The organism is Sphingomonas sp. PAMC 26617, from assembly GCF_000242835.1.
In the GTDB taxonomy this organism is placed as follows: Bacteria; Pseudomonadota; Alphaproteobacteria; order Sphingomonadales; family Sphingomonadaceae; genus Sphingomonas.
Map to the genome: position 1 here is coordinate 872,085 of NZ_JH594425.1, position 11,290 is coordinate 883,374.

Here is an 11,290-nt window from a genome sequence, read left to right on the forward strand (position 1 = left end):
CGCGAAAACAGTAAAATCAATATTAAGCCCCAGTCCCATCAGTGAGTGCATGGTGCCAAGACAAGGGTCTTGCTACTCATTCCCAGGCAGCTTTTCGTTCTCGGGCATTTCTACCTCGTTTCGCCTGCCGGTCGGGTTTCATCAACGGATCGCCACGATCTAGTTGTCTAAACGTGGCGATGTGGTGGTTACCGGACAGGCGGCTTTCGGTATTAGCATGGTCGAAAGCTGCCATCGGCCGGTGTCATAACCGTTCGGTGGTGACACAGGGGAAGGCCTCTACGTGCGGTCTGTTTCGGGGAGGTTTGAGGGCCCGATGAGTCTCTAGACACAGCTGAAACTAGAATTGTTAGGCTGAGGCGACGCAACCGTTTCGATCACAAATCGCTTAGACGATGTGAATAGCCGAACGTATTTGGTCGGTTATCAAGATGCCTTGCCCGGTTAGCCGAGCCAGTAATCGTGCCTCATATTCGGATTCGCAAAGATGGCCGATGACAAACGGTTTGATAGAGACTCATCGGTTCGCCCAATGATGGATGACGCGAAGGCCGAGCGCGGCCGGATATTGGCCGAGCTTGCCGGGCTCGACGACGGCACCGACCCCTTCGCCGCGGCGGTACGTGCCACGCGCATGCCGATGGTCATCACCGACCCGCGCAAGCCCGACAACCCAATCGTATTCGCTAACAAGTCTTTCTACCGGCTCACGGGCTACGCGCACGACGAGGTTCTCGGGCATAACTGCCGCTTCCTGCAAGGGCCGGAAACCGAACCCGCAACCGTGGAACTTGTCTGCGCGGCAATTGCCGCGCGGGAGCCGATCGAAATCGACATCCGCAACTACACTAAGGACGGACACCCTTTCTGGAATCGGCTGTTGATCGCACCGGTGTTCGATACCGACGGCAGTATAGCGTATTTCTTTGCCAGCCAGTTCGACGTCACCGCCGACTACGACAACTTAGCGGATCGCGTCCGGGAGCTTACCGAGGCCAACGAGCGGCTGCGCGTCGAGGCGGCTGCGCGCAAGCAGATCGAAGAGGCTCTCCGCCAATCACAGAAGATGGAGGCGGTCGGGCAGCTCACCGGCGGCCTGGCGCACGACTTTAACAACCTGCTGACCGGCATCACGGGCAGCCTGGATCTGATCCAAACGCGCCTCGCGCAAGGCCGCGTCGCCGACGTCGACCGCTACATCACCGGTGCCCAGGGGGCCGCTAAGCGCGCCGCCGCGCTCACGCACCGCTTGCTGGCCTTCTCCCGCCGTCAGACGCTCGATCCCAAGCCGACTAACGCCAACCGCCTGGTCACCGGGATGGTCGAGCTGATCCAGCGCACCGTCGGCCCCGAGATCGCCGTGAAGGTGGTCGCCCCGAGCGGGCTGTGGAACTCGCTGATCGATCCGCACCAGCTTGAGAACGCGCTGCTCAATCTTTGCATCAACGCGCGAGACGCCATGCCGGATGGAGGTCGGATCACCATCGAGACCGGCAATCTCGACCTAAATGCGCAAGGCGCGAGGGACCGCGACCTAGCACCCGGACAGTATGTGACGCTCTGCGTCACCGACACCGGGACCGGCATGTCGCCGGAGGTGATCCGACGCGCCTTCGACCCATTCTACACCACCAAGCCGATCGGTTTAGGGACCGGCCTGGGTCTGTCGATGATCCATGGGTTTGTTCGCCAATCCGGCGGGCTCGCGCATATCAGCTCGGAACCCGGCCACGGCACCGCGGTGTGTCTGTTTCTACCGCGCGACTTCAGCGAGGCCGGAAGCGGTGAAGAGGTCGGCGCTTCTGTCCGACCCTTAAGCAAAGCGGAGAGCGCGACCGTGCTGGTCGTGGACGACGAGCCGACAGTGCGTATGGTCGTCAGCGATGTGCTCGCCGACCTCGGCTACACCGCCATCGAGGCCGAAGATGGCGCGGCTGGGCTGCGGGTCCTGCAATCTGACGTCCGCATCGACCTGCTCGTCACCGATGTCGGCCTACCCGGCGGCCTGAACGGGCGGCAGGTAGCCGACGCGGGACGAGCGCTACGGCCGGGCCTGACGGTTCTGTTCATCACGGGCTACGCCGACAACGCGGTTCTAGACGCAAGCCAGCTCGACTCCGGAATGCGAGTCATGACCAAGCCTTTCACAATGGATGCGCTCGCTCAACGGATCAACGATATGGTGTCCGAAAGCTCGTCCAATTAGTGCTTTTAATAGACTTTGGGGGTAGCGTTAGCGTCTAAGCCACTTGGTTTTGAGCTTCGCTGCATGAGCACGCTTTTGTGCCACCCTTCCGAGGTCAAAACCGCGTATAGCTAGCGGCAGCTTTCAGGATCGCAGAAAATTGTCCGCAACGACCGAAAGTGGGCGTTTCCGGTCCGTCCGCTTCCGCGCCCGAAAGCGGACGATCAGCTTGCCGGCATCGTGGTCGCGTTCATCCCGGCGAACGTTGGTGGCAAGCGGACATTCAGCCGTAGCTGGTAAAGTTCACGCCGACCAACGTTCCGACAAGGAGCGATACACCTAGTAGCGCCATGGCCATAAAGCAGCGGCGATCCCAACCGATGTTCGCGGCCATTCCTACGATGACGGGCAGTCCCATCATCCAAGCCAAATTGATCAGCGACCTGAAAGCGAGGGCGTCTGTTACCAGCACGCACGCAGTGGTCGCAGTCGCGACTAAGCAGACCTGCAGAAGGTATCGATGTTGTGTCAGCGCTCGCAGGTGCATCATTGGGCCAGCTTACGTCTGAACGTAAACGTCCGCTACTGGGCGCTAGCTGCCCGGCTTCTTTTGCGGCTGACCTGCGTTGGAACTGATTCACATTTCGATAATTCTGTGATCCAGATCAACCAAATGGGCCATGGGATATGTCTTCCTTCATCAAGAAGCCCGCTGCGGCGCTTGGGCGAAAGCTCTGCGGTTCAGGAATGATCTCCCCTGACGAGGTGGACGCTCTCCAATCACTACCTCTACGCACACCGCGGCTGAAGGCGGGGGCGTGGGTCGTCACCGAGGGCCAGCTGGTGTCAGAATGCGGCGTCCTCATCTCGGGCTACGCCTGCCGACACAAGGTGGCGAAGGATGGGGGGCGTCAGATCGTCTCGTTCCACGTCGCAGGCGACTTCCTGGACGTGCAGCATCTCTGGGTCGAGAACGCCGACCACAACGTGCAGCTTATCACAGACGCCAACGTGGCGTTCGTGCCGGTCACGGCGCTGCGGCAACTGGTCGAGGAGCATCCCGCCATTGGCGTCGCGCTCTGGCGCGACAGCCTCCTGGACGCATCGGTCTTTCGAGAATGGGTGCTGAACGTTGGCCGCCGCGGCGCAAAGACCCGGATCGCCCACATGCTCTGCGAGTTCGTGGCAAGGTCGGAAGCCGCCGGACTGGGTAGCCCGAGCGAGCAAGTGATACCAATGACTCAGGAGCACATCGGCGACGCCACCGGTCTCACGTCGGTGCACGTCAACCGGATGCTGCGGACACTCAGGGAGGATGGTGCCTTGCAAGGCTCCGGTCGCGACCTGCAGGTCGCGGACTGGAAACGCCTGAAGCAGATAGCACAGTTCCGGGCGGACTACCTCCACCTGGCTGCCTAAGGCGATGGTTCGTGAGATTTCGCTTTCTTCGATGTCAGCGCAGGATGACTAACGCCGTGGTAGCGGCTCAACTGGACCGGCCGGCCATGACCAAAGTCGCGAGATGACTTTACGCGGTGGGCGGCGAGATCGCGACTGCCTCAGCAAGCGGCAGTGACATGACCTCGGCACCACCGGCATCGACGACCTGGATCTTCCCGTCGAGATAGAGGTGTCCCTCGCAGACCTGAGCCGCCATCAGCCCCCGCGCGCCTTTCAGGCCGAAGTGCCGGCCCTGGGCTAGATCAGCTAGCTCCGAGCCCTCTTCGTCCAGTGTCACGCTGCCACTTTCGTGCAGATGGAAGAAGTAACGCGACATCACGTACCTCGAGGTCAATAAGCTGTCTCAACGCGCAGAAAGCGGATTGGTGCGTAAGCTCATCAAAAACATATTTAGTTCAATTCTCTAGCCCCACCGCCGCTACTTCTGCGCCCTATGCCCGCAACGGAACACTTAGGGATAGTGGCAAAACGCCGCCGAACGAAAGGGCGAGGGCAACTCGGGGGCGATTACGGCTGAGGGCGGAATGACACCCTAAACTAAATGGCAAAAAGTGGTGGATTGCCGAGCGACCGCTGTTGGGTCGCAAAAACCGGACAGCGGACGTAAAGACGTTGGATGGCAGTAGAGACTATAATCCGGGACGCTTGAAAGATCTCCCATGTGGTGCTCCAGAGTCGACGCGTTAGTCAGACGCTGTCGCTTTTGAGCGAGATTGGCGGCACAGTGATCAGTCATATTCTGCTGAAAAAGGCGCAGATCGTGGGCGGCTTGGGTTTGATCAAACTCCTCATCAGCTGTTATTCGCCTCTTACATCGTCGGCGCGAATGACAATCAGTGGCAGGTTTGTTTTAAACGCCTGTCTTTCACGCTGCGCGATCCGGTGAATCTGATGCTCAAACTTCTTAAATCTATCCATACACTGTTGCGTGTCGAGATTAATTTCGCTGGCGTTTGTCAATTCAGCGATTGCGGCTGGGGTAATTAGATATTTGATAGGTCCGCCGGGGCCAGACGCTTCGAACACGACGCCATTCCTTATTTCGTCCCAATGGAAGCGCCCGGAGACGAACGTCAGAAGCGGTATCCCGTTTGCAATAGGATCAGGGGTGGCAGGTCGGACGTTAGCGTGTGAACCCGTTGCCAAAAACGATTTGAAATGTACTCGCACTTGGTCACATGCGTGAGATAACAATCGGTCTATATGCGCTTTATACATTTCGACTGGATCGTTTTTGCGACGATGCAACATATTCCATACTCCGATTTCTCGATTGGGAATAATACGATCCATTAGTATTTCGATGGAGTGGTGACGGTCGTCTTTCATAATTCTTTGCAAGCAAGGTTCGACGCTTACCCTTGAACCTTCCAACACCTGTATGAAGCATTTGCCATCTGAAAATAGCAAACCCGTAACCCCGTCCAGTGCGTTGTTATGGCGCGACTGATTGAGTATTCTCGTGAGGTCAGCGCCATCACCGGGAACCGTGCTTGTACTGACATACAGTATCTGACGCATCGTTCACCCCAAACCGAGTGACCACAGGTCTGACCGAGAGGCCAGATTTCTGTCAACAACATGCGTTATTGAGGGCGTTCGAAAAGGCGGAGGCCGAGGCTAAACGCGCGACCGCCTTCGGGAAGCACCCGAGCAGCGCTAAATGTCCGAAATTGGGCGTTTCCGGTCCGTCCGATTTACCGCCCGAAAGCTGCCAGTCAGCTTTCAGGAACGGTCGGAACGGTGGGAGCGGATGAACGTCGCGACCTGGTGGGGAACGGACATTGCTCCGTCCGAGAATTTCCGTCACCGTATGTGGATGGTTTCTTCTGGCCGAGCCGTTGACGAAGCGATGCGCTCATCCCTGATGGGTTGGAGCAGTCTGATCCTAATTTCCGGAATGCTTTTCGTTTTCGGGCTGATCTACGCCGTTTCGCCCCGCCATATACTACCGTCGCAGTCGTGGGCGAACGGCACCTACATCAACGCTTGTTGCGCACCCCTGCTTTTGCGTGATGGAAAAGTCACCACAGCTAACAGGGCAACGAATTACGTCGTGTCAGAGAGCAAATTCGGAAATCAGATTACCGTTGCCGCTGGTATTGGTGTTCGTAACGGAGCGGTCGAGTTCGGTGGGAACTACGCGTTCGTTCATTTCAACGGGGACAGCACCGCTTTGCCAGCCATCGGAACGCCGACATCGCTCCATGTCATCGGCTTGGATGACAGCCGCGACTACGTGTTCGAACGGCGCGGATAGACACGATCCACCGGCGCAACGGGATGACCGAAAGTGGAAGGAAGCCGATCTCAGAAAAGCGTTGATCAGCCCTGTATCAGCCACAGCGCCGTCACGATAACGCCTGCCATCGCCAACATGATTAGCAAGGCAGCGGCAATCCAAGCTGCCACCGCGCCAAAGCGATCTTCGACCCAAGGGATCAGGGTCTCGGTTAATGCTTGGTAGGCTTGCTCCATCAATCGAACGTAGCACGCCGGCGAATGACCGCAACTGGGCGAAAGTCGTCATACCGGCCGCATTGTCCAGGTGGCTTAAAGGCTGATTTTGCGCCGGGCCATCTCAGCGAAGGCATACTGCGCGATAGCCGTCTCAGGCTTTCCCCTAAAAATGTCGGCAAGATCGAGTAGGTCCTCGTTTCCGAGTTCTATGATCGACATCTCGATCTGCGTGAGACGCTTCATCAACCCCGCGTTCTGCTCCGCCTCGCGCTTCATCCGTATTTTCAGCATGCGATCATCGTACCACCAATGGCATGCACGCGGCAGATCCCCAAAGCTCGGCGCCCTCGTGTCGCGAATATGCTAAGTTTCGGACATCGCGTATGTCGCTGCTTCCCATGAAAACGGAATATCCGCACCTGTGGATTAGAGACCGTCCGTATTGAAGCGCTGACATGGCACTTCCAACCGTTCGTTCAGCAGACATTGTGAAGGCCAGCCATCGGCCCATGGTGGAGCCGCCTGCCGCATAGTCGCCAAAGGCGTCTGGCTCGCAACCGGTTTGTGCGGCTAGGACGGTGAGCATTGCAGCAGGGGGCACCTCGCCGGCTTCGAGTGCCCGGCCGGGATGGCGGAGATAGCTGAGCTGGACCGCATAGCCGAGACGATTGGCAGCGCGTCTCCGCCGGAATACCTCGACCAGATCTTCGGGGCCAAGCGTGTAAAGCCGCTCGATCGTGGCGGGGTCCGATGGTGGATCGAACAGCGTGGTACGCTGCGCCGGCGACAGGATTTGCGCGACCATCTTGACCGTGTTCCTCTTGCTGTCACACAATCATGCTGTGATGACGTTCATGCGACATAGCCGGAGTGACTAGTTAAGTGACAGGAAGGGGCAGCTTTGTGGCACTGCCCCGATCTGTCACGTGGACGCTCGTTAAAGTGACGGCGCTGATCGGCTATGCGCGGGTGTCGAAGGCGGACGGCAGCCAGGTCATCGACCTCCAGCGCGACGCGTTGGCGAAGGCCGGGGTAGATCTGGAACATCACCTCTATACCGACGCCGCATCGGGCAAGCGCGACGACCGGCCGGGACTGGACGCGTGTATCAAGGCGCTGCGTCATGGCGATACGCTGGTGGTGTGGAAGCTCGACCGGTTGGGACGCGACCTGCGCCATCTCGTCAATCTTGTCGGCGACCTGACGAAGCGCGACATCGGGCTGAAGGTACTCGCCGGCGAGGGCGCGTCGATCGACACCACCACTGCTAACGGCCGTCTCATCTTCGCGATCTTCGCCGGGCTCGCCGAGTTCGAGCGCGAGCTGATCGTCGAGCGCACCAAGGCCGGGCTGGCCGCGGCGCGTACCCGCGGTCGTACGGGCGGTCGCCCGTTCAAAATGACCCCCGCCAAGTTGCGCCTCGCCCAGGCAGCAATGGGCAAACCTGAAACCAAGGTCGCCGAACTGTGCACCGAACTCGGCATCACCCGTCAGACGCTCTATCGCTTCGTGGGCCCCAAGGGCGAACTGCGCAACGACGGGCAGCGGATGCTCGACCGGCGCAAGACGAAATGAACCGCCTGTTCCGTCAGGATCGACTGATCGCCTCGAACACGATCCGCGCGACGTTCGCGGGCTGGCACGACCGGGCGATGGCCGCGCTCATGCTGCTTGCGGCGTTGGCGGCCGTCCGCGCGTGGTTCGTCGACCGCCCCTGGACAGTTGCGGCATGGACGGCCTTCGCTGCCGGCGCGATGATCGGTATGGGCGCGGGACGCCTTGTCGGCACGCGCCTCGCCTTCCACGCCTTCGACGGACTGCTCGCAGCCGATGCTCTGCACCGGCAGATACGTCGGCACTATGTGGCGGCATGGCATGGCGTTGGGCTGGGGGTGCTGGCCGTGGTGACCCTGATCGCGCGTCCTTCGCTGTTGGTCGTCAGCGTTCCCGCCTATCTTACCGGGGTACTTGTTGCTGCTTTGACGGATGGCCTCAAGTTCCCAACGCACATCGTCGGCACGACGCGACCGGGATGGACGCTCCGGGCATGGTCGCACCGCCCGATCACCGGGGTGGTGGCCGCGACGGTGCTGCTCCTGTCGCTGTTGCCGGCACGCACGCTGGGCACGAATGCGCTGATGGCGTTCGTCGGCATCGAGACGGTGTTGCTCGCACTAATTCTGACCAGCGTCGATGACGCCATCGTCCGCTTCATGACCATCGCCGGACACGGATCACGGCACATCATCGTTCGATACATCAGGGGATTGGCGTCATTCCTCGCCGTGGCGGCGTCGGGATGCTGGGTCATGCTCGGACCGAGCGCGGCGGGCATTGTCGCTGCCGTGTGCATCGCGATGCTGCTGATCGTGACCTTGCGCATCCTTGCCTACCGGTTGCACGCCAAGCGGTTCGCCGATCTTCTTGTCTCAATTCTCGCAGGACTGCTCATGCTGGTCGCATACTCGATGCCCGTGGTTTTGCCCGTCATCGCTCTCGCCATGTTCTGGCAGTTGCAGCGCCGGGGGCGGGCAAAAACGTGGCTGTTGACATGAACCCTGCCGTCGATCTCGCGGGGGCAGCGGTCGAGCGGAGTGGACAGCACGTCGTGCAGGATGTCGACCTGACGATCTCGCGCGGATCGTGGTTTGGCCTGATCGGCGCCAACGGATCGGGCAAGACCAGCCTGCTGAGGGCGCTTGCCGGCAGACTGCCCTTCGCCGGCGGATCGTGCCGGGTGGACGGCGAGGAATTGGCCGGGGATCGTACCGCGCGTGCGTTGCGTTTCGGCTTCTCCCCGCCGGCTGACAAGCTGCCGGACGCCCTGCGTGGACACGACGTTCTCGAACTCATCAGCGGGAGCATTGATAATGTCCGCCCGCGTCTCGGTAAGCTGCACGACGCGCTGGGCCTGACACCGCTGCTGAACCGCTGGATCGGTGACTGCTCGGCCGGAATGCGACAGCGGATCGCGGTGGCCGCAGCGTTCGCAGGCGGTCACTCGCTCGTGATCCTCGACGAACCGTTCAACTGGCTCGATCCCGTCGCGATCTTCGATCTGCGCGAGGCCTTGCGCGACAGGGTCGACGGCGGCCTGACGCTTATCACCGCCCTCCATGACCTCGGTACGCTGGCGTCCGCATGCGACGCCGGTCTCATGCTCGCTGATGGCAAGGTCGCGCTGGCGTTAGACGAGGACATGTTGCGGACAGCCGCCCGGAATCCGCAGGCTTTCGAACGGCAGACGATCGACCGCCTGCGATCCGGATCAGCCACGTAGCTTGACGCTCAGGCCTTATCGTACGCTCCGGAAGAGATTCTGCGATGACCCCGAAACCTGAACGACTCACGCACACCGTTTCGTTTTCTGCGCAAGAAGCGTAAGTAGTATCGGCATAAACCGTAATAATATTTTACATTTTTAGCGAATTACGGAGTTCCGCCAGCTCGCCCTCACGTATTTTCGCGGTTGGCATAAGGCATGCATCCTGAAAGTCGCATAAGACATGACACGGGGGGGCAATAATGTCAGCGGTACGATATTTGGCGGCAATAGCAGCGATCACAGTGGGTCTAGGCACGGTCGAGGCGCGGGCGACTGTTATCGATTTTGAGAATGTCGATACAACAAATGCTCCGTTCAATGGGCTCATCACAGGCGGCGATTATGTCACCCAAAACGGCTACTATTTCCAGGGTCTGGAATACGAAGGTGCTACTGGCACGCTCGTAGGAGCGCTGTTCAACGGGGCGGACTCGAGCTCCTGTCTCAGTGACCAGTGCCCCAGAGGTAACGCTACTAATTATATAGGCGCACTGAACGACGGCATCATTGCCTTCGGCAGGTCGGACGGTGGCCAAACCACTCTCTTAGGGTTCGATGCCGCGTTCTTGGCATCCCCCGACGCTAACCCGATCGACGTTCCCGGCCTCTTGGCCATCCAGACTAACTTTGCAGACGGCGGTAATTCGGTAGTCTACTACCAGTTGGGAGCGATAGGGACGGGTGGGAAAACGTCATTCAACTCCTACCGAGCGCCGACGCTGCAGGCGGCTACCAGCTTTTACGCTTTCGGCCTTCGTTGCGATACCGCTGGATATTGCAAGCCCTTCGCAACGAATGAAGGCCAATTCGCTTTCGATAATATCCGGTTTGACGATACGGCTGTGGCCGCCGTTCCCGAGCCCGCCACCTGGGCAATGATGCTTGCAGGCTTCAGTATGATCGGTTTCGCATCACGCCGTCGTTCAAACGTCAGGACGACCATCGTTCACGCGTAAGTTTTCAAATAACATCACGAAAGCCGCTGCTTTGCGATGGCGGCGGCTTTTTTGTAAGCGGTTTCTTAGTCCGACATCCCTTAACCAGTTAAAAGCTACTACTATAGGTTTATGTCTTTTATGTCTCCGGAACTGACGTTGTTCAGGGTGAGTTTACAAGGCCGACGCTACAGCGCCACCCGTAAGGAATTCTCATTGACCGACGAAACTACAAATACCGTTGAACTGGCTACCGAATTGACGATGGCATGGCTGTCGAACCCGAATACGCGCACATCGGCAGAGGATGTCCCGGCATTCTTGAAGTCGATGCATGACGCAGTGATCGGTCTTTCAACTGCGCCGATCGAAGCTCCCACCGAGGAAGCTGCTGCTGAATTTACTGGCGCGGTCACAGCAAGGAAGTCGCTGTCAAATCCCGACGTGATTATCTCGATGATCGACGGCAAGCCTTACAAGACGCTGACGCGGCATCTCTCCACCAACGGTTTGACGCCTGCCGAATATCGCGCGCGCTATGGTTTGAAAGCCGATTATCCCATGACCGCACCGTCTTACTCGGCAATGCGTCGTGATATGGCGAAGAAAATTGGTCTTGGCCGAAAGCTAGGGGAGAAAGCTACCGTGAAAGCAGCCGCTCCCGCCTCGGCAGCGAAGCGTGGTCGCCCCGCGAAAGAGACCGAATCTGCCTGAGAGAACAGGCGGCGAGCATACTGGTTATGTTCGTCGCCGTTGGATTCATTGCTCGATAGCGGATCATCACCCGCAATCGAGCGGAAAAGTGGCCTGTCTGTCCAAGCGACACCGCATATTGAACGCCTGACCTTTGACGTATTTGGTCAAGTCAGTGAGTTATCAGCACATCGGCCAATCGTCGCTGAGCTCGCGCAAATGGCCGAAATT

The 11,290-nt window shown here is 59.1% G+C and carries 14 protein-coding genes; 8 read left to right on the top strand and 6 right to left on the bottom strand.

Translation table 11 applies throughout. The features are described 5' to 3' along the window. Positions 1-532: 532 nt before the first annotated feature. The gene (locus RH91_RS03600; RefSeq protein ID WP_010161173.1) at positions 533-2,206 is read left to right on the top strand and encodes a PAS domain-containing protein; all 1,674 of its coding nucleotides are present in this window, start codon (positions 533-535) and stop codon (positions 2,204-2,206) included. 262 nt (positions 2,207-2,468) lie between these two features. On the opposite strand, the gene RH91_RS23025 is transcribed toward RH91_RS03600, so the two are convergent. Continuing rightward, on the bottom strand, positions 2,469-2,735 hold the full coding sequence (locus RH91_RS23025; protein WP_010161174.1) for a hypothetical protein: 267 nt from the start codon (positions 2,733-2,735) through the stop codon (positions 2,469-2,471). 137 nt (positions 2,736-2,872) lie between these two features. On the opposite strand from RH91_RS23025, the gene RH91_RS03610 reads away from it, so the two are divergent. After that, a complete protein-coding gene (locus RH91_RS03610; protein WP_010161175.1) occupies positions 2,873-3,604 on the top strand; it encodes a Crp/Fnr family transcriptional regulator in 732 nt (243 codons plus the stop codon). 109 nt (positions 3,605-3,713) lie between these two features. Here the strand turns inward: RH91_RS03610 and RH91_RS03615 are convergent, their stop codons facing one another. Next, positions 3,714-3,962, bottom strand: a complete 249-nt coding sequence (locus RH91_RS03615) for a DUF6894 family protein (protein WP_010161176.1) — start codon at positions 3,960-3,962, stop codon at positions 3,714-3,716. 482 nt (positions 3,963-4,444) lie between these two features. Beyond that, a complete protein-coding gene (locus RH91_RS21400; protein ID WP_081469493.1) occupies positions 4,445-5,167 on the bottom strand; it encodes a BLUF domain-containing protein in 723 nt (240 codons plus the stop codon). Positions 5,168-5,399: 232 nt separating this feature from the next. Here RH91_RS21400 and RH91_RS03620 point away from each other — a divergent pair, with 232 nt between their 5' ends. Next, complete coding sequence (locus RH91_RS03620; RefSeq protein ID WP_010161178.1) at positions 5,400-5,906, top strand: hypothetical protein; 507 nt, start codon at positions 5,400-5,402, stop codon at positions 5,904-5,906. Between the two features lie 65 nt (positions 5,907-5,971). Here the strand turns inward: RH91_RS03620 and RH91_RS22195 are convergent, their stop codons facing one another. The 3 genes from RH91_RS22195 to RH91_RS23030 all read right to left on the bottom strand — a co-directional run bounded on the left by RH91_RS22195 (position 5,972) and on the right by RH91_RS23030 (position 6,911). Then, entirely contained in the window at positions 5,972-6,124 is a 153-nt protein-coding gene (locus RH91_RS22195; RefSeq protein WP_157136840.1) for a hypothetical protein, read from the bottom strand. 75 nt (positions 6,125-6,199) lie between these two features. Then, positions 6,200-6,397, bottom strand: a complete 198-nt coding sequence (locus tag RH91_RS03625; RefSeq protein ID WP_010161179.1) for a hypothetical protein — start codon at positions 6,395-6,397, stop codon at positions 6,200-6,202. Positions 6,398-6,401: 4 nt separating this feature from the next. Next, complete coding sequence (locus RH91_RS23030) at positions 6,402-6,911, bottom strand: DUF4158 domain-containing protein (protein WP_010161180.1); 510 nt, start codon at positions 6,909-6,911, stop codon at positions 6,402-6,404. Between the two features lie 104 nt (positions 6,912-7,015). Between RH91_RS23030 and RH91_RS03630 the strand changes: the two genes are divergently transcribed. The 5 genes from RH91_RS03630 to RH91_RS21410 all read left to right on the top strand — a co-directional run bounded on the left by RH91_RS03630 (position 7,016) and on the right by RH91_RS21410 (position 11,080). After that, the gene (locus RH91_RS03630; protein WP_232283566.1) at positions 7,016-7,681 is read left to right on the top strand and encodes a recombinase family protein; all 666 of its coding nucleotides are present in this window, start codon (positions 7,016-7,018) and stop codon (positions 7,679-7,681) included. Then, on the top strand, positions 7,678-8,661 hold the full coding sequence (locus tag RH91_RS03635; RefSeq protein ID WP_010161182.1) for a hypothetical protein: 984 nt from the start codon (positions 7,678-7,680) through the stop codon (positions 8,659-8,661). The genes RH91_RS03630 and RH91_RS03635 overlap by 4 nt, the downstream gene beginning before the upstream one ends. Further along, positions 8,658-9,386 carry an ATP-binding cassette domain-containing protein gene (locus tag RH91_RS03640; RefSeq protein ID WP_010161183.1) on the top strand — a complete coding sequence of 243 codons (729 nt, stop codon included), beginning with the start codon at positions 8,658-8,660 and terminating at the stop codon, positions 9,384-9,386. The genes RH91_RS03635 and RH91_RS03640 overlap by 4 nt, the downstream gene beginning before the upstream one ends. A gap of 263 nt (positions 9,387-9,649) precedes the next feature. Then, positions 9,650-10,387: an NF038120 family PEP-CTERM protein gene (locus RH91_RS22790; RefSeq protein ID WP_198283224.1), complete on the top strand. Its 738-nt coding sequence runs from the start codon at positions 9,650-9,652 to the stop codon at positions 10,385-10,387. A 195-nt stretch (positions 10,388-10,582) separates the two neighbouring features. Then, positions 10,583-11,080 carry a MucR family transcriptional regulator gene (locus tag RH91_RS21410; protein ID WP_081469496.1) on the top strand — a complete coding sequence of 166 codons (498 nt, stop codon included), beginning with the start codon at positions 10,583-10,585 and terminating at the stop codon, positions 11,078-11,080. Positions 11,081-11,290: the final 210 nt, after the last annotated feature.